The 19681-nt window shown below is 48.1% G+C and carries 16 protein-coding genes; 7 read left to right on the forward strand and 9 right to left on the reverse strand.

Translation table 11 applies throughout. The features are described 5' to 3' along the window. Nucleotides 1–5: 5 nt before the first annotated feature. The 8 genes from LL912_RS10700 to LL912_RS10735 form a co-directional block, all read right to left on the reverse strand. Nucleotides 6–3005 carry a glycosyl hydrolase gene (locus tag LL912_RS10700; RefSeq protein WP_235553570.1) on the reverse strand — a complete coding sequence of 1000 codons (3000 nt, stop codon included), beginning with the start codon at nt 3003–3005 and terminating at the stop codon, nt 6–8. A gap of 193 nt (nt 3006–3198) precedes the next feature. Next, complete coding sequence (locus tag LL912_RS10705; protein ID WP_235553571.1) at nt 3199–4398, reverse strand: hypothetical protein; 1200 nt, start codon at nt 4396–4398, stop codon at nt 3199–3201. 82 nt (nt 4399–4480) lie between these two features. After that, nucleotides 4481–5083, reverse strand: coding sequence for a histidine phosphatase family protein (locus LL912_RS10710; RefSeq protein ID WP_235553572.1), 603 nt, complete (start codon nt 5081–5083; stop codon nt 4481–4483). 179 nt (nt 5084–5262) lie between these two features. After that, nucleotides 5263–6714, reverse strand: coding sequence for an FGGY-family carbohydrate kinase (locus LL912_RS10715; protein ID WP_235553573.1), 1452 nt, complete (start codon nt 6712–6714; stop codon nt 5263–5265). Continuing rightward, on the reverse strand, nt 6715–8160 hold the full coding sequence (locus tag LL912_RS10720; protein WP_235553574.1) for an FGGY-family carbohydrate kinase: 1446 nt from the start codon (nt 8158–8160) through the stop codon (nt 6715–6717). A gap of 2 nt (nt 8161–8162) precedes the next feature. Next, on the reverse strand, nt 8163–9143 hold the full coding sequence (locus LL912_RS10725) for an NAD(P)-dependent oxidoreductase (protein ID WP_235553575.1): 981 nt from the start codon (nt 9141–9143) through the stop codon (nt 8163–8165). A 75-nt stretch (nt 9144–9218) separates the two neighbouring features. Then, nucleotides 9219–10049, reverse strand: coding sequence for an MFS transporter (locus LL912_RS10730; RefSeq protein WP_235553576.1), 831 nt, complete (start codon nt 10047–10049; stop codon nt 9219–9221). Further along, nucleotides 10019–10498 carry an MFS transporter gene (locus tag LL912_RS10735; RefSeq protein WP_235553577.1) on the reverse strand — a complete coding sequence of 160 codons (480 nt, stop codon included), beginning with the start codon at nt 10496–10498 and terminating at the stop codon, nt 10019–10021. The genes LL912_RS10730 and LL912_RS10735 overlap by 31 nt, the downstream gene beginning before the upstream one ends. A gap of 148 nt (nt 10499–10646) precedes the next feature. On the opposite strand from LL912_RS10735, the gene LL912_RS10740 reads away from it, so the two are divergent. After that, nucleotides 10647–11411, forward strand: a complete 765-nt coding sequence (locus tag LL912_RS10740) for a DeoR/GlpR family DNA-binding transcription regulator (RefSeq protein WP_235553578.1) — start codon at nt 10647–10649, stop codon at nt 11409–11411. A gap of 196 nt (nt 11412–11607) precedes the next feature. Here the strand turns inward: LL912_RS10740 and acs are convergent, their stop codons facing one another. Further along, complete coding sequence (acs, locus tag LL912_RS10745; protein ID WP_235553579.1) at nt 11608–13554, reverse strand: acetate--CoA ligase; 1947 nt, start codon at nt 13552–13554, stop codon at nt 11608–11610. A 153-nt stretch (nt 13555–13707) separates the two neighbouring features. On the opposite strand from acs, the gene LL912_RS10750 reads away from it, so the two are divergent. From LL912_RS10750 to LL912_RS10775, 6 genes are all read left to right on the forward strand, one after another. Continuing rightward, the gene (locus LL912_RS10750; protein WP_235553580.1) at nt 13708–15231 is read left to right on the forward strand and encodes an MFS transporter; all 1524 of its coding nucleotides are present in this window, start codon (nt 13708–13710) and stop codon (nt 15229–15231) included. Nucleotides 15232–15257: 26 nt separating this feature from the next. Then, nucleotides 15258–16265 (forward strand): S41 family peptidase, encoded by a 1008-nt coding sequence (locus LL912_RS10755; RefSeq protein WP_235553581.1) that lies wholly within the window; start codon nt 15258–15260, stop codon nt 16263–16265. Between the two features lie 41 nt (nt 16266–16306). Further along, nucleotides 16307–16543 (forward strand): DUF6814 family protein, encoded by a 237-nt coding sequence (locus LL912_RS10760; protein ID WP_235553582.1) that lies wholly within the window; start codon nt 16307–16309, stop codon nt 16541–16543. Nucleotides 16544–16774: 231 nt separating this feature from the next. Next, nucleotides 16775–17131 carry a hypothetical protein gene (locus tag LL912_RS10765; protein ID WP_235556521.1) on the forward strand — a complete coding sequence of 119 codons (357 nt, stop codon included), beginning with the start codon at nt 16775–16777 and terminating at the stop codon, nt 17129–17131. Nucleotides 17132–17278: 147 nt separating this feature from the next. Further along, nucleotides 17279–18967 carry a SulP family inorganic anion transporter gene (locus tag LL912_RS10770; protein ID WP_235553583.1) on the forward strand — a complete coding sequence of 563 codons (1689 nt, stop codon included), beginning with the start codon at nt 17279–17281 and terminating at the stop codon, nt 18965–18967. A 35-nt stretch (nt 18968–19002) separates the two neighbouring features. Continuing rightward, entirely contained in the window at nt 19003–19644 is a 642-nt protein-coding gene (locus tag LL912_RS10775; RefSeq protein WP_235553584.1) for a carbonic anhydrase, read from the forward strand. Nucleotides 19645–19681: the final 37 nt, after the last annotated feature.

Here is a 19681-nt window from a genome sequence, read left to right on the forward strand (position 1 = left end):
GCCGCTCAGGAGAAACAGGTAATCATTACCGGCCCCAGCAACCCGGAGGGCAGCAACGGATCATCTTTTTTAAACAGGATATTGGTATTTGTGCTTCGCTCTCCGGGTGGCAACGCTGCATCCCCGATCAACCGGTTGGGCCAGAGATTGATCACTTCGATCCGGAGATCATTGACGCTGCGTTTCAATTTACCGGTCACTTCCACCCGCCAGGGCGCTGTCCATACAATACCCAGATCCATACCATTCAGCCATACCCTGCAGATGTTCTTTACCACGCCCAGTTCAATGAATACGGAGCCGGCGGGCAAGACCTCATTAAATGAGAATTGTTTGCGATAAACCGCCTTCCCCGAGTAATAACGGATGCCGGGATCCGGGTGTGTACTCCAATCCTGCAGGGTTTCAAAGCGGATCATGGCCGGTCCGCCCCATTTAGGATCAAATTGCAATTCCCAGGGACCGGTAAGCTCCTGCAGTTTACGAAACACGCCAGTTGGTTGCCATTGGAGCGATGGCAGCAAAAGTCCTTTGGCCGGTGTTTTTGGAAACACAACAAACACCGACTGGAATACATCCAGCCTTAGTGCCATTTTAGTACGCCCCTCTTCCTGCTGATATAACGGAACGGACCGCTTTCCGCTAACGGGGTCCCAAAGCTCCGGCCGGCGGCCGCTTACACGGAACAGGCAATCGCTTTGCGTCGGTTCTTTTTTCCGGTTGGTGATAAAATAGAGCTCCGCATCTTCCGTAGTACGGTGGATAAAATCGATCCAGACGTTGTCGTTTATAGCTTCAAAATCGGGTACACAGCCGGTGTCTTTTAACACTGCGCGTATGGAACCGGGATAGAACAGCCGCCCTTTACCAACGGCCATACCCTCATCACCTGCTGGTTCCTTCCATAATGCTTTTGCCAGTTGCTGAATTTCGGCATCACATTGCGGGTAGTGCGCCAGGCCGGAGTCGGTTTGCGGGGGCGCTCCCATTACGAGCGCACCCTGCTCCAGAAGCGTTTTTATCTTTTTTAAAATGGCTACCGGCATGCGGGTGCTCTCCGGCAATACGAGCATGCGGTATTGCATACCATCCGGCAAGACCAGTTTCCCGTTGCGAACCTGTACGCGCTCCAGCAATACTTCAGCATTACATACATCATAATCATACCCTTTTCCCAAACGAGGGTCAATGTGTTTTTGTGCCACAAGATTCGGAGCAATATCTCCATTATAAAACAATACATCGGCCACAAAATGCCCCATGCGCAGCAAATGCTGACAACGTGCCACGTAGGAAAAGAAAGGTGCCGAAAATTCCCACCAGGTCACATTGGGATTGAAATGCGTACCGGCACCATATTCATAACCCGGCAATCCATCTTTAGGTCTTGTAGCAGTGGAGGTATGGATCACGATACGATTGATCCCTTCGCAAAAAGCACGATCCAGCGCCTGTTTCAGCGATCCCGGGTAATCCGTCCAATGCCTGAAACTGGTGAAAGCCTCTGCAGACACCAGCTTTCGGCCATAGATATGCGCCGCGGACGCCACCATCTTGGTTACTTTATTCTGTCCGAAATCCAGCCGGGATACGCCATAGGATTTATCATCCGTTAAATTTTCCTGATCTTCATGTTTCGGCGCCAGCCAGAACTCACCTGCCGGCAGATCACTGCGCCCCAGGTTCTTTAACCCGTCGATGCAAATGGTTCCGGAACGGCTGGGACCGGCCGCTTCATTTTGCACAAGCATGCCGTGCCGGTGACAAAGCGCCGCAAAATGCCTGTAATGTTCATCGGCCATACAATCGGCAATGGTACGGCGGTAATCATTTAAAAAGCGATCGGATATATCGGCACTGCCAACCACGTACCCGGATAAAACCGGCAGGTACGGTGTAGCATCATAACCCCGGTAATGCCGGAACTTATCAAGGAGCTGTCCCGTCCAGTTCGGGAACCCGTCTTCAAAACTATCGTCACAAAAATAAGCCGGCTTTGCGCCCACTTTTGCGGCTTCTTCAATAAACACTTTTCCCAGGTGCTCAAACTGAAGTTCCACGCCTTTTTTATCAAACCAGTCGATGGACAATCCGTCTGCTTCCGGTTGCGCAATCATCAGTTTTGATCCCGTCATCCGGTGTCCTGTGCGCACGATCGTCCAGGTGCCCGGCGGCACATCCCAGCGTAGCCGCCCTGTTGCATCCATTTTTCCTGTAAGATTGATTACATCTTTTAGGGGAATGGCCGCATTGTCAGCATTATCGATCCAGGGCGTTTGAACCGGTCCCGTAATCTCGAATGATTTCGCAAAATTGCTGGCATCTTTACGATTGGCCTTTGCTTCCAGCAATGCAGCCTGCGTACCCGCGATCTTGTGTTCCTTTCCTGAAGTGCGGATGGCCACCACAGCGGTATCCCTGTAATCCAGCTTCGACAGGGGGAGATCGATGTACTCTTTGTAGCCCGGAGGGTTAAATACCTTATCGTATCCGACACGATTGCCGGGGAGCGGTAATGCATCGTTAAACTGTTGCGGGCCTTTTAGCTCCAGAGTCGATTGCAGGTACCAACGACTGGCATTTTCCGGTTCGATCCACGGACCGCCCATACACCAGCCGGAACTGAGATTGATGCCCACTTCAATATTAAGCCGTTTGGCCTCTTTCATAGCAAAGCGATAAAGTGCTTTCCACTCTTCTGAAAGGAATTTTGCACCCTGCGGAATACGGGCGCCGCCCAGTCCATCTGACGAATTCACCATCAGTACGCCCCCCATTCCCTTTTCCTTAAAGGCTTCCAGGTCGCGGCGGATGCCTTCCTCGTCTACCAGGCCGTTAAACCACCACCAGTAGCAGGAAGAACGGGCCGTTTCAGGCGGCGCCACAAAACCACTGAACAGTGCATCAGTACCGGCCGGAGCCGTCAGCGGCAGTTGAGGTGCCAACACGGTGTAAAAGCCTGCCAGCCCGCTGATCTTTAAAAAACTTCTTCGTTTTAAACGCATAACGGTTTTGTATTGAAATTGCCAATGGAAGTTGTTTCAACATTCGGATGCGCAGCACTTCCCGAAGGTCTGGGCCGATTTGTCTGCGCTGATTATAGCGAAAATCAATCTGCGAATCGCTGCGGCGTATTCAATCTGCTTGAAACCGACGGGAAAGTCAGCCGCAACATAGCGAAATTACGCAATGGCCCAGCTACTTCACTTCTTCAAACGGCGCACCGCCCTGTCCTGCCCAGCGATACAACCGGAGATCACAATATTGCTTTTTATCCTTCGTTATCCCATTCTGAGAAATGTAAAAATAGCCGTGGCCCAACGCATGCATACCGGTAGCGCCCCAGGGAAATAACCACCCGTACACACCACTATTTTGATCATACATACCGGCTGCAGCCAATTGCAGTACATGGCCCTTTTCCGCGTTATCAAATCCCTTCAAAACCTGTGATTCCGGCCCTCTGGAACCGTCGATAGCAAACAGGCTATAATTGGGAAACCACGCTTTCTTCCCTTTGTAAACGGCGGCCAGCCAATAGCCGGTGTTAGGATCATATTCCAGGTTTTGAATTCCATAAGAAGTGTTCCCTGTGTAAACAAAATACTTGTTCAGCGGTTTCTCCGGCCCCGTTTTATTAAAACCATTTTGCGATAACGGGCGCTCGTACTGCCGGAGACTGTTGGCGTCGTATTGCAGGATCACCTGGTAATCGTTATCGGTACGGCCCGTATCGCCGTATATCCCATAAGCCAGGTTTAAAAAATTCCTTCCCCCTTTTTTTCCAAATTGAGGACCAAAAGCAATTCCGTCAATTCCACTGCAACCATAACGATGTTCTACCTGCTTTCCCTTGTTTGTAACCATCGCCTTATAATCATCGGCCACTTCTTTTAAATAAACCGTATGAATGACGTGCTCTTTTTCTGCGCTCATACCTGGCCGGGTGATCTTATCTCCATCAAAAATGGCAATATAAAAAGAGCTTTCATGATCCTTCGCTTCATCCGGGTTTACACCGGAACCAAGACCCTTTAAGATCCCTTTGCCGATATTATCATTTTTATACTCCAGTGAAGCGTAGACCCGTCCGTCATCGGGATTCACATCCAGGCAGCCCAGGTGACCAATGAACCCGTCTACACTTCCTATAACCCTGCCCTTCAAATCGGTCTTCACTAGCTTTGTGGTAAATGAAAAATAGGCATAGCCCCGTTTAACATCTACCACAACGCCCTGTACATGAAAATTGCCGTCTTCCAGGTAAATCTTACGCGGGAGCGCACTTAATGAAGGCAGCGGTTCTTCATTACCGGCAGACTGATTTTTCTGAACGCCAGCACAACTCCATAAAGAAAGAATAGCGCAGGAAAGCAACCAGGCATGACGTATATTCATCGTTGTAAATGATTAGGGGTTTGAACTTAACCTGGTTTGTGGGGACACAAACCGCGGGAACGGCGTTATAAAGCATCAACACTTATAACGCCGTTGCATTTAATTTTTTTAGTGTAAGCACATTTTGATCATCCAGTTCAAAATAAGATACAGCAGAGTTTTCCATATCAAAACGCCGGTAGTTGGACAATGGCATTCCCAACTTGTACGCCAGGTATAACCGGTTGATGCCATTATGCGCCACTACCATTACCAACTGCCCACTATGTTTGCGGTGCAGGTCCTCAAAAAAATCATTGACCCGGTTAACAATTTCACCGCCGGTCTCACCGATACCACCGGCCCTGGCCACCCCGGGATCGCTCATCCACTGTGCCCAGAGCGAAGGATCCGCTGCATTGAACTCTTCTTTTGTTTTCCCCTCCCACAAACCAAAATCGGCTTCTATCAGCCGTTCGTCGGTGATCACCTCCTGGTTACCGGAAGCGATGGCCGCCGTTGTACGGGCGCGTTGCAAGGGCGATGCATAGACTGCATCCACCGTTACTCCTTTCAGCGCCTCAAACACCTTTGTTGCCTGTGCCACGCCTTTTTCTGTAAGTCCTATATCTGTTCTGCCGCAATACCGGTTGCCATCTGCGTTATACGCCGTTTCACCATGCCGCAATAAAATCACTTTTAACATCCTTTCTATTATTTATTCAAAGTTCATTTTTTCTTTTTCTGAAATCCATCGTCAAATCATTAATACCATAAGCAACATTCAGCGGTTTGACAGGCGTTCAATGTTTTTTTTGACCAAACCCGGTCAAATGGAACCATATATTTTCCGGCCCGAAACAGCCGCAGCAACATTCCCAGGCATTATTGAGCAGTGTTATTTATAAATCCATACGCTTTCATTGTTTTCAGGAACCGATCATACTGATCACTATACTGCTGCCTTGAAACAACCCGCGGTATTACCCATTTCGCTGCCTGTGTAAGGGCTGTCGTTGCTTCGGTAATATCATTAAAACAGGTAGTAGATGCCGCAACAATGGCTGCCCCCACCGCTCCAGACACATGTTTCATTTTACAAACCGGTTTCTGTAAGATATCACTGCGGATCTGCAGCCAGGTATCGCTATTGCTGCCCCCCCCGGCGGTATAGATGGCCTCAACCGGTTCTTCCGAAAGTGATTGAATCAGCTCATAGGCGTACCGTTCCGCAAAGGCCACCCCCTCCATATTGGCGGTGTATAACAGTTCCTTCGACACATCATCCGGTCCAAAACCCTGTGCCTCCGGTGCCACAAACGGGAACCGCTCTCCCTTCTGGATCAGCGGATAGGCAATCTTTCCTGTAGGTGTTAAAGAAGCTGCGGCCGCATTATAATGTGCCAGATCTTCTTTAAAACCCGCTGAAACCCAGTCGGCGCCTATGTTTCCTGCGCCGCCCGGCATCCAGTAGCCGGCCGGGTGCCGGTGGTTATATAACCGGTTTAGCGGATCCTTTATTTCCTTTACAGATACACCTTTAATAACAAGTGTGGTACCGATGGTGGTATTCCATTGTCCCGGCTGCATGGCGCCGGATGCTACCTGCGAGGCGCACCCGTCCGTAACACCTGTAGTAACCGACACATCAGCAGGAAGCCGCAACCCGCGCGCCAGATCCGCGTTCAAGGTTCCGATCACCGTTCCCGAAGGCCGCACCTCCTGCAACCATTCTTTTTTTATACCCAGTGTCTCACTGATATATTCCGGCCACCGGAGCAGTGAAAGATCATACCCGGATTTGAGCACATTGGTATAATCGGTAACATTCCATACGCCGCATAACTTCCCGGTAATATAATCCGCCGCATGAATCCATTGAAAAATATCCGCGGCTTTCTCCGGGAAGGTTTCGGCGAACCATACCATTTTGGCCAGTCCGGTGGAAGTACTGAAGCCGTTAAACCCCTGCGAATGGTATTGCCTTGCTGCGGCCGTACATTTTTTTGCCTGAATGCCTGAACGCTGATCACTGTACATGATGGCCGGGTGCAGCGGCCGATATGCCTCGTTCATAGGAATCACGGTGCCTGAAGTGGAATCCACAGCAATCGCTGTTACCCGGGCCCGCTGCGGCGCCGACAGCTGGCCGATGGCTTTATCCAGACAAGCCCGGCAGATGGTCCACCATTCATCGGGGTCCTGTTCCATCCGCATCTGCGGCGATAACGGGAATCCCTGTTCGGCACTGGCCGCAATGGCGCCCTTTGTATCCAACACTACCACACGCAGTCCCTGTGTACCCAGATCAATCCCTATAACATATGCTTCACTCATTTAAAAGATCTTCTTTAGTAATTCCCGGTGCTCTTTCCAGCGGTCATAAAACGGCGCATGCTTTGCCTCCGCTGCCGGAAGCACCGCTTCATAAAGCTCCGATTGTCCGGCTTCTATCCCCAGCGCCTTATTACAGATCATCACACCTCCTATCACCGATGCATGACGATAATGATCGCGGATGCGGATTTCTTTACCTGTAAGATCCGCAATAAACTGCCGGAGCATTTTGCTCTCCATGCCTCCGCCACAGGTCCATACATACGATTGAGCATTGGGCGTAACCGAAACCAATGTCTTGTAATTTTCAAAAATACTGCAGGCAATATCCCACAAGGTAGCCCAAACCATTCCCGCCCTGGAGAGCTCATGATTCACAGGCGTGTTGAAAATAAACCCGCCTTTAACCAGGGGCTTTTTTTCATCGGCCACCAGCGATCCCAATGACGCTACACATTGAAAATCCGAAACGGACCGCAACTCTTCTTCAATCACCTCATATCCTTCATTGGGATAAAATATTTTTTTCAGCCGCTGGTAATTCAATCCGGTCACCCCAGCATTGGCCTCTACCATGTAGCTATCCGCATCAATATATCTTCCGGTCCAGGTCCGCTGTTGTTCATCCAGATCATAGGACCCGGACAGCTTAATGATCGGTGTTGTGGTACCGGAAACAATGACCATATCCCCTTTATGCGCACGGGTGCTTAATACCGCTAACTGCGTATCGGCACCGCCCACGATCACTTTTGCTTCCGGATCGATGGAGAGCGCTTCTGCCAGTGTTGGCCGGATTTTTCCCAGCACAGTGCCCGAACCGGTTAGTGGCGGCAATAAGGAAAACGGGAACGAGAATACTTCACACAATGTTTCCGACCAGGTCTTTTGCTTCACATCATAGAGCAAGGTTTCCGAAGCCTGCGAGTGCTCATAATGCTCCACACCGCAGAACATATACTCGATCCAGTCGCTGATACTGAGGAAGGTATCCAGCCGTTGCCACCATTCGCTGCTGCCCTCCCGTAAACCAACCAGCTTGAAGGCCGAAAACAAAGAAGTGGGATAGCGCCCCATTAACCGGTACACCCGGTCCTTATCATCTATAAGGTGCTCCCATGCCCTTCCGCGATGGTCAATATTGGGCATGCCTACAACCGGCTCACCCGCAGGATCCAATACCACGATCCCCTCCCGCTGGCTGGTTGCCGTAATGGCCAGGATCCGTACAGAGCCGGCCTGTTTCAGTGCGGTTGTGGTCAGTTCCAGTATCTGGTCCCATAATACCTGCGGGTCAAAATAAATGGAATCTTCATACCGGTTGTCCCTGATATACGGAATGTCTTCCCGGGCTACTCCTAAAACGGCGCCGTTAACGGAGATTACCGCCGCCCGGAGATTCCCCGTACCAAAGTCGATGATGAGATGTGCGTTTGTTAAAGGCATGGTCAGTGATTGGATAAATGTAATGATTTGGCAGATGGATTCTTTGCCCAGTTCAATAATTTTTCATTAAGGATGGCCACATGATGATCTTCTACTTCATCGGTGGCTCCGGCGGTATGCGGCGTAGCCAGCACGTTGGGATGATCAATCAGCCGGTAGTCGATCGCATCCGGAGGTTCATGATCAAACACATCCAGGATGGCCCCCCGGATCCTGTTGTTTTCAATGGCCTCCAGCAACGCATTGCGATCTACCACGCTGGCCCGGGCCGTATTTACAAAGAGGGCACCCGGTTTCATTTTAGCGACGAGCGTTTTATCGATCATGCCAATGGTTGAGGGATTTACCGGAAGATGTATCGAAACGATATCGCAGGTTTCAAAAATCCCTTCAAGACTGGTGCGCTCATAAGCCGGGTCCGGTGATTGCTGGTAAGGGTCATAAAACTTTATCGCGCAGGGAAACGCCTGCACCAATGCCGCGATCCGCTGTCCTACCGCACCAAAGCCTACCATACCGATGGTTTTACCAGCCAGCTCATTTCCTTTAAACTGTAAATAGGAAGCATGCGCCCCTTTTTGCCAGTTGCGTTGTTTCAGCCATTCCATCGCAGGAAGGGTCATCCGCAAAAAAGTGATCACGTTGGCAATAAACAATTCTGCCACGGCCTGTGCATTCCGGGCCGGTGTGTGAAATACTTCAATCCCCAGCTCAGCGGCTGTTTTTACGGCCACATTTGAAGGGGTTCCCCGGCATACTCCAATAAACTTCAGCTGCGGATGCCTGCGGATTACATCTTCCGTTACCTCATCATGTTCGGTGATCAATGCATCAGCCTGCGTTTCATCCAGTAACCGGTTTAGTTCTTCCGCGTTAAACGCGCGCCCGTTTTCTTTCCAAACCCTGTAAATAACCGTTCCGAGGCAGGATTCCAGTTCCCGGCGTCCGGCCTCGTTATACGGCGCTGTAATTAAAATATTCATATATCAATTTAGTACTTGTTAAATAGTTGATGAGCGGCTGTCTGCCACAGCTCTTATCCCTACCCTGCCTCCGGGCTAAAACTTAGACCATTCCGTTTCTAATACCGGATCCGGGTTCTGCGATATTTCCTTTTTCGGCAGGGTTATAAATTTTGTAAGGATCGCGCTGATAAAGTACAGGATCGCGAGGATCCAGATCACCCCTGCATTTCCAGCCGGCCCGATAAAAAGCCGTACGATCAAGGGACCGGCAAACACAGAAAGACCTGCTCCAAGGTTCAGAAATGCCATGGCCGCGCCTTTCCCTTTCGGTACCAGCGAAGGCACCAGGGCCGACAGCGGCACATAACCCGCCAGCAATGCTCCCCAAAGCACTCCACTGAGTAATACCATAGCGAAACTTCCATTAAATAATTGCGGGGAATAATAAAACAACAAGGTTGTTATGCCACAACCAATGCCTCCAAAAAGCGAAATGGTCCGGCGCCATCCAAACCGGTCGCCCACAAATCCGAATATGAGGTTAAAAATAATATTGGCCGTAAAAATGGTCCCCCAGATCTTTAACCAGTCGGCCGTGGTGAAACCATATTTTTCAAAATAGATGGGCATAAACACAGGAAATGCAAACTGGGCCGTTGTATTAATGGTGCGCACAATGCCTCCTAAAAAAACCTTCGGCTCGTTGACGGCAATTTTAATACCGTCGGCCAGCTCCCGGAGTTTGTCTTTTGCCCCTGTCTTTTTTATGCGGTCGCGGTTGATCAGCAACGCAAATAAAGCTCCCAGGGCTACCCAGAAAAGGGAGGTCCACAATGTATTAATATGCCCGAGCCGGTCGATGGCCCAGCTGGAGTAATAGGCTCCAAAAACATTCAGCCCCCGGTGAATACAAACCAGAACCATCCTACAGCAGTCCCCAGCTTGTTCTGTGGCGTGCGATACGTAATCCATACCAGAAAGGTGTATGCAAACAGGGGATAACCAAACCCGCGGATGGCATAGGTCAGCAGCATGATGCTAAAATCCTGATTCTTCAGGCCCAGGCCTACAAACCCGAAGGTACCGGCCACAAAAAGCAAAAAGCCAACCCACATGGCTTTGCGCACCCCCATCCCTTCGGCAAGGATTCCGGAGAGAAAGGAGGAAATAGCCACCGTAAGCCCATAGACACTAAAAAGTGTTGCCGATTGTTCGATAGTGAGTCCACGGTCATGAATAAGATAAGGGCTTAACCAGCCCTGCTCTACACCGTCTCCCATCATAAAGATCAGGATACCCAGGTATCCCCATACAAGATTGGGCGGAAGACCTATTTTTCCGATGAAGTTCTTTTGATCATTCAGTTGATTCATATGGCAATCATTTGAAACAAATTTAAATAAAACAAAACATAATTAAACCAAATTAAATCAAAAAAAATTAAAAAGTTAAATAAAATAACAACGAAAACGTTTTATATACAGTTCTTTTTCATTTCTTTGCATTACAGAATCCTTGGATATGAAGAATATTACGGAAAGACATGAGTTTATCTTAAATAAGCTCAAAAAAGAGGGCAAAGTAAGTATTTTAGACCTGGCAGAAGAGATCCATATATCCAGTGTAACAATCCGGAAGGACTTGAAGATGCTGGAAGACAAAAACCTCCTGTTCCGCACCAAGGGCGGAGGATCGCTTTCCAATCCTTATGCGATCGATAAGCCGATCAATGAAAAGGAGCAAATCAATGCCGATGCCAAAAGGAAGATCGCCAAGGCGGCCCTGCCGCTGATCGGACAGACCGATTCCATTATGATCGGCTCCGGATCCACCGTTTTTGAACTGGCCCGTGTGCTTTACCCCGATCATAAAATGACCGCTATTACTCCAGCGCTGAAAGTGGGATTGGAACTGAATAACCGGCCGAATATTGAGGTGTTGCAACTGGGTGGACTGATCCGCCCCAATTCTTCATCTGTAGCGGGCACCCAGGCGCTGCAGGTACTGGATGAAATTTCCTGCGATCTTTTATTCCTGGGTGTGGATGGCATCGACCTGGAGCATGGTGTTTCCATTTCTAATATTTCGGAAGCCTCGCTGAACCGGAAAATGATCGAAGTTTCGCAGCGGCTGATCCTGCTTGCCGATAGCTCTAAGTTTAACCGGCGGGGATTGGGCAAGATCTGTAACCTGGACCAGGTAGAGGCGATCGTAACCGACAAGAAAATTTCTGAAAAAACACTGTTTGCCCTGCAGGAAAAAGGAATCAAGATCATCCTGGCCTAGTATTGCTGTTGGTCGGGCAGTGAAGACACTGCCTGAGGCGCGGGTAAAGGGCTTGTGTCTTCACAAACCATTTAAAAGAGCTGCCGTTTTAATAAAATAGATATCCATGTAGTATTACAGATAGCAATACCTAAATAAAAACGGGGTTGTTTGTATAGTTACAAAACAACCCCGCAAAAAAATCAACACCCCGGCATTAAAGCCGTCCATCCCGGATCTCGTCTACGATGGCCGGATCCAGCAATGTGGTTGTATCTCCCAGGTTAGAAAGTTCTCCTTCTGCAACTTTGCGCAATATCCTCCGCATAATTTTCCCGCTTCTTGTTTTCGGCAGTCCGCTTACAAACTGGATCTTATCCGGTTTGGCAATCGGTCCGATGATACGGCTCACGGTAGCCAAAATATCCTTTCTTGTAAGATCATCTTCGTCCTTATGGCGTTTCTCGTCCAGTACTACATAGGCGTACACACCCTGTCCTTTTACCTCATGCGGATAGCCCACTACAGCACTTTCAATCACACTCGCATGCATATTGATTGCGTTTTCTACCTCTGCAGTACCCAGCCGGTGACCACTCACATTTAATACATCATCCACACGACCGGTGATTTTATAATTCCCCTGTTCATCTTTCCAGGCACCATCGCCGGTGAAATAAAGATCCTTGTAGGTACTGAAATACGTTTGCCGGCAACGTTCATGATCTCCGTAAGTGGTTCTTAAAATACCGGGCCAGGGAGCGCGCATACATAAGTTACCGCTCATTATCTCATCGGTAAATTCGGTAATTTCTGTTCCTTTTTCATCCACCAGCAAGGGTTGCACACCCGGAAGCGGCAAAGTGGCCCAGCTGGGTCGCGCAGGCGTAACACCTGCCAGGTTAGAGATCAGGATGCCACCGGTTTCAGTTTGCCACCAGGTATCTACAATCGGACATTTCTTTTTACCGATGTGTTCATCATACCAATGCCAGGCTTCTTCATTGATCGGTTCTCCAACGGTGCCCAGCACTTTAAGGGAAGAAAGGTCCTTGTCCTTCAGCGGATCCAATCCATAGCTCATCAGCGACCGGATGGCAGTAGGTGCCGTATATAAAATATTCACCTTGTGCTTGTCTACAATCTCCCAGAACCGGCCTGCATCCGGCCAGGTGGGCACGCCTTCAAACATCAGGCAGGTGGCACCGGATAATAAAGGACCGTATGCAATGTAGCTATGCCCCGTGATCCAGCCGATATCGGCCGTGCAAAAGAAAACATCTTTTGGCTGATACTGGAACACGTTCACAAACGTATAGGTAGTCCAAAGCATATAACCGGCGCAGGTATGCACCACCCCCTTGGGCTTACCGGTACTTCCGGAGGTATACAGGATGAATAACGGATCTTCCGCATCCATTTCTTCTGCCGGTATCGCCAGCACTTCATCATGCATGGTTTCGATAACGTCTTCCACTTCGTCGCGCCACCATACATCGCGGCCCTTGATCATACTTACCGGAGTACGGGTACGGGTATGTACGATTACTCTTTTAACCACTTTATTGCCGATAAGGGCATCGTCAATGATCGATTTTAACGGGATGTCTTTTGCGCCCCTGTAGGCCCCATCGCAGGTGATAATATATTCCGCTCCCGCATCATCTAAACGGTCTGCAATACTCTGCGCCGAAAAACCTCCAAAGATCACCGAGTGAATGGCGCCGATCCGTGCGCAGGCCAACACTGCAATCACCAGCTCGGGGATCATTCCCATATAGATACAAACACGGTCGCCCTTCTTTACACCATTGTTGCGCAACACCTGGGCAAATTCGCATACTTTGCGATGCAATACTTTATAGGTAAGGGTTCTTACTTTTTCATTCGGGTCGTTGGGCTCCCAGATGATGGCAGGCGTGTCTCCTGATGTTTTCAGATGGCGGTCGAGACAATTTTCAGTAATGTTCAGCTTCGCGCCTTCAAACCACTTAATTTTTGGTTCTACGAAGTTCCAGTCTAATACACGGCTACTGAAAGGCTGCTTCTTTTTCCATTCAAACGTATCGGCCACTTCGGACCAAAATCCTTCGGGATCCTCCACACTTCTCTTATACGCTTCCTGGTACTGTTCAATCGTCTTTATCTGAAATGAATATGACATAACTAAAACGTTTTTTTTTCGGGCAATAAAAATAGGCAATAAAAATTATTCAAAATTATTAATATTTTATTGAAAGAAATATTATCTTGACAGCTGTTACCGGTAGCGTTACCGAACGATTGTATTTATTTCATTGCACAAAACAAAAATTACATGAAACAAATGAGTGAAGCAGGCGTGCTTCGTAAAGTCATTGGCGCCTCGTCATTGGGCACTATGATCGAATGGTATGACTTTTACATTTTCGGCATGCTGGCCAAAACCATTTCTACTGAATTTTTCCCCGAAGGCAATAGTACCGCAGCCCTGCTAAGCACCCTGGCCATTTTTGCCGCGGGATTTATTGTGCGTCCCTTCGGCGCCCTGTTTTTCGGGCGGCTGGGTGATCTGCTGGGAAGGAAGTCTACCTTCCTGCTGACACTTGTTTTAATGGGAGGCTCTACATTCCTTATCGGATTGGTGCCCGGCTATCAGACCATTGGCATTGCCGCGCCGCTGATCGTACTGTTGCTGCGTTTGCTGCAGGGCCTGGCCCTTGGCGGCGAATATGGCGGTGCCGCTACCTATGTAGCAGAACATGCACCTCCCGGCAAACGCGGTTTTTATACCAGCTGGATTCAAACTACCGCCACACTGGGATTATTTCTGGCACTGGGTGTCATTATGGTTGTAAAGATGAACATGAGCGATCAGCGTTTTAATGCCGAATGGGGCGGATGGCGTTATCCGTTCTGGTTCTCCATTATACTGGTAGTGGTATCGGTTTATATCCGTTTGAAAATGGAAGAGTCACCCTTGTTTGCCCGTTTAAAAAGCGAAGGAAAAGTTGCCAAGAATCCGCTAAAGGAAAGTTTCCGGAAAAAAGCCAATTTTAAAATGGTACTGCTGGCATTGTTTGGCGCAGCAATGGGCCAGGGGGTTATCTGGTATACCGGGCAGTTTTACGCGCAGAGCTTTTTAGAAACCAAAGTGGCGCTTAACTTTGAGCAAAGCCGTTCCATTTTGCTCTGGGCCATATTGCTGGCAACGCCCTTCTTTATTGTTTTCGGGTGGCTGAGTGACAAGATTGGCCGGAAATGGATCATGCTGGCCGGTATGTTGCTGGGGATCCTTACCTATCGCCCGATCTTTAGCACCTTGCTGAAGGATGCTGGTCCGGATCAATGGAACACCGAGATCAGCAATAGCCAGGTCAAAAAGGAATCGAAGCTGCTGGCCAATAGTTCAGACTCGCTGGTGCAAACCACTACCCATATTGAATTGTCTAATGGGGCCAAATATGCAACTGAACAAACAGATACACTGCGTGTGGCTACCGGAATGATTACAGCAGGAAAGTCATTGATCAAGGATAAAGTATTGCCAAGACCTGTTTACTGGAAATTTGTAGGCCTGGTATTCCTGTTGATCTTATATGTAACCATGGTGTACGGGCCTATTGCTGCTTTCCTGGTGGAATTATTCCCCGTGCATATCCGGTATACTTCTATGTCGCTCCCATACCATATCGGAAACGGAGTATTTGGAGGACTGGTTCCCTTTATCGGGGTTTTGCTTCAAACCACGTTCACTACCGACCCGCTGGTAGGATTGTGGTATCCTATCGGGATCGCTGCATTGAGCTTCGTCATCGGGATGGCATATCTGTCCAACAGTAGGTCCGCCGTGCTAGAGTAACCAGCTGTTTGTTTCAATTACTCACCATGAATATCCGCATTCTTGCATTTGCATTATTCTTTACAGCAATGCTGCCCGCCGCAGGTTTGCTACATGCCCAGAACGCCCAGGCAGATTCCCTGTTTATAAAACCCTGGGACCTTTCCAATCTTATTTTCCAATTAAAAACAATCATAGAAAAAAGCTATTTCGACAAAGAAAAAGCCGCAGTTCTAAATAAAATCCTGGCAGAAAAATTTGCCAATGGCGATTTTAAAAATCTCAGCCCTGAAACTACCACTGAAAAGATAACACAACTGCTTCGAAAAGAAACCAACGATAAGCATTTCAATCTAACGTATTTTAGTACAAAGGCAACCGGAGGTCAACAGCAAAATCAGGCAGCCGATAATGGCGGGATTGCAGAAGTACGGAAACTTAAAAACAACATCGGCTATTTAAAATGGACCGCGTTTATAACAGGGCCCAATGCCTTTAAAAAAATAGTACAGGCTTTAGACCGGTTAAAGGGAAGCAGTGCTATAATTATCGACATCAGCAGTAATTCTGGCGGCAATGGCGAAGCCGGAGGTTTTATGAATGATCATCTTTATAAGTCGAAAGAGTATCAGCAATTGCTTTTAAAAAAATGCAATGGTGAAACCGAATGGCATTTAAGTGAAGTGCCCTACAACAACACGGAAGGCCCCCGGTTTTATGAAACACCGCTATATATCATTACTTCAAAAAACACGTTCTCGGCTGCAGAGTATTTCGCTTTTATTGCCAAAGAAACGGGCAGGGCTGTTATCCTCGGCGATACAACTGCGGGAGCCGGGAACCCGGGGCAGGGTACCGCTTTTATGCGGGGCGGTTCTGATATCGGGTTCTTTATTTTTATCCCCACCTGCCAGATAAAAACAAGAACCGGAAAATCCATTGAGGCGACAGGTGTTCCTCCCGACGTCATTTTAACATCAAAAGACTGGCTCGAAGAGACCTTGAACTTTATCAAATCGAGTGGTACAAAACGTATAAAAAAACAGACAACTTAACATCACAATTCAATGACTATTCTTTTATTAAAAGTTTTATGATGAACTCAATAAGAAAAATATTAGGCATCGTTTGGTTATTACTGGGACCTGTAGTTATCTATTTCCTGTTTACCGGAGCCATACACAATATTGACCCGGACGGGAAAAAAGACATTAATAACCCGGTGATCTGGGTAATCATCATTACGATCTTTTTACCGATTGCCATCGGGTTAATGATCTTTGGCTGGTATGCGCTTAAAGGCGAATACTCCAGAAATGCTTCAGATCTGTAAGCCGGACACACAGACCACAGGCGGACATTAAGCGCCACAGCTAAAAACAGGCAACCGTATCCGGAAAGCGGTATGCATTAGCTGTATCCGCCTCCGGCGCTGCGGCACCATTTGTACAAACCGGTTTACGTTATTAACATTCAGCATGTTAGTTATTTTTTTTCGTTAAAGAATTGTAATATTCCCCGGTTTTCTTGTCTGAAAAAAGGCAATCAACTACTTTTGCATTACATGGTATCGGGCTTACTATACAATAAAACAATATCCAAAGCACTGGCAGTGCTGCTGGGCATTGCCTTATTGTGGCTTACGGTAAGTCTTCCATTTGTATATGAAGCCAAGCTTCACTTAACCGAGCAAACCGATGCCAAGAGTAAAAATCAAGGAAACCCGATGGCTGGCACCACAGAGGAAAAAGTACCCGGCAACCCTACTGTAACCATTACGGAAGAGTACCTGCATCACGGGGCATACGATTTTTCCCTGGCTGAATTTCAAAAAGACATTGCTTACCTCCACGCGCATGAAGGCACTTATATTGCGTTCCATGCGGAATTACACGCTCCCCCTCCCAACGTACAACTTTAAGTATCCGGGCTCTGGTATTCCTTACCAGGGGCTGATTTGTGCTGCAATCACCAGCTGATTCCGGCAGGTCCTTTTATACTTTATCATTCCGATCCCTGTTGCCTGCTATCGCAATAGCATGCCGGGTTATTCCTTAATATCAATTTTATGAATACTCATTCAAAAACAAAGAATATATTTTCCAGCCTGGCTTCTGATATCCCATCGTCTGTGGTTGTATTCCTGGTAGCGCTGCCCTTATGCCTGGGTGTTGCGCTGGCCTCGAATGCGCCCCTGTTCAGTGGAATTATTGCAGGCGTTTGCGGCGGTATTGTGGTAGGTATCCTGAGCGGCTCACAGCTCAGTGTGAGCGGGCCTGCAGCCGGACTCACTGCTATTGTTGCATCTGCCATCATAACGCTTCAATCATTTGAAGCATTCCTGGTAGTAGTGGTGCTGGCAGGTGTGATGCAGGTGATCCTTGGTTTTGCAAAAGCAGGTATCATCGGCGATTATATTCCAAACAGCGTCATCAAAGGGATGCTGGCAGCGATTGGTCTCATCCTCATCATCAACCAGGTTCCGCAGCTGCTTGGCGACAAATCAGCATTACCCACCAACGATGAGGAGTCCATTGCTTCTACAGGAAATATTTTCACCAACTTCTTCAAAGCTTTTGCGCATATTACTCCGGCGGCCTTGCTGATTGGCGCCATCTGCCTGGCCTTCCATTTTATATGGGAGAAACTGGTGGCCGGCAAAAAGGGATTTGCTAAGCTGATCCCCGCACCATTGCTTATCGTTTTTATCGGTGTAGGGTTAAATACCTTATTTACCAGCACCGGACTGTTGCCGGCATTAACAGAAAGCTACCTGGTAAAGATTCCTATGGCCAATTCAGCCAGTGAGTTTGTATCGTTTTTTACCAGCCCCGACTGGAACTCGATCTGGAATTCACAGGTGTGGATCCTGGCGCTTACCATTGCACTGGTTGCCAGCCTGGAAAGCTTGCTGAGCCTGGAAGCCATCGATGATATGGACCCGTACCAACGCGCTAGTCCTACCAACCGGGAATTGAAAGCCCAGGGTGTTGGCAACATTGTTTCAGGACTGCTCGGTGGTATCCCCGTTACCAGCGTTATCGTACGTTCTTCAGCAAATGTAAACTCGGGTGCCAAAACAAAAATGTCTACTATTTTACACGGCCTGCTGCTATTGAGTTCGGTGGCCTTCATTCCCTTTCTGCTCAATATGATTCCCAAGACAGCATTGGCAGCTATCCTGATCTTTACCGGATATAAACTGGCAAAACCAGCGCTGTTTAAGTTGTATTACAAAAAAGGCTGGGATCAGTTTTTGCCTTTTGTAATCACCATTATCGCCATCCTGGCCACCGATCTGCTGAAGGGGGTAATTGTTGGAATCGGGGTGGGTCTGTTCTTTGCGTTTCGTTCCAATTTCAGGAAGGCGGTGTTTGTGGTAAAGGATGACACCCGGTACCTGTTCCGCCTGCGGAAAGATGTTTCATTTTTGAACAAGGCCATCATCAAACAAAACCTGGAAAAAGTACCCGATGGAGCGCAGGTAATCATTGACGCCATGCGCGCTGATTATATCGATAAGGACATTGTAGAAGTGATCGAAGACTTTATCATTCATGCACCTTTAAAAAACATTAGTGTACAACTGGAAACCAGCGGTTTTATTGATCATGGTTTTTCCTATAAAATACTGGCGAACGACAATAAGGATGGACATTTAAGAAGAACATATACCAAAGCGATCACCAGTACAAAACAAGATGCCATGCCGGAAACAAAGCCGGAATTGACTAATTTAGCATCTCAACCTCAATAATTTTAAACAAAAAGATATTCAAAAGACAAATAATTATGAATTCATACGAGAAACTATTACAGAATAACAAAGAATGGGCTGCGGCAAAACTGAAAATTGATCCTCATTTTTTTGATAGCCTGGCGGAGACGCAGAAACCGGAATTTCTTTGGATCGGCTGCAGCGACAGCCGGGTTCCGGCCAATGAAGTAACCGGTACTACGTCCGGCGAGATCTTTGTGCATCGCAATATTGCCAACCTGGTCGTACATACCGATATTAACCTGATCAGTGTTTTAGAATACGCGGTGGCACACCTGAAAGTAAAGCATGTTATCGTATGCGGACATTATGGCTGCGGGGGGGTTAAGGCAGCTATGAGCAATGGTGACTTTCATCAGGTGCTGAATATGTGGCTCCGCGTCATTAAAGATGTATATTATAAACACAAAGATGAGCTCAACGGGATCGCTGATGAAACGGCAAGGGCCAACCGGCTGGTAGAGCTGAACGTAAAAGAACAGGTAGAGAAACTGGCAAAAACCTCTATCATTCAAAAAGCATGGCAGGAGCGGCAGGCGCCGATGCTGCATGGCTGGGTTTATGGGCTGGCCGACGGGCAGTTGCATTCCCTGCACACCATTGCACCCGGCAGCAACCCGGTAGACCCGATTTACGTATACGAGAACCTACAATAAAGCATCTCCCATCCTTATTGAGCCCTCCGCTTTTAAC

It is taken from the genome of Niabella agricola (genome assembly GCF_021538615.1).
Taxonomy (GTDB): Bacteria; Bacteroidota; Bacteroidia; order Chitinophagales; family Chitinophagaceae; genus Niabella; species Niabella agricola.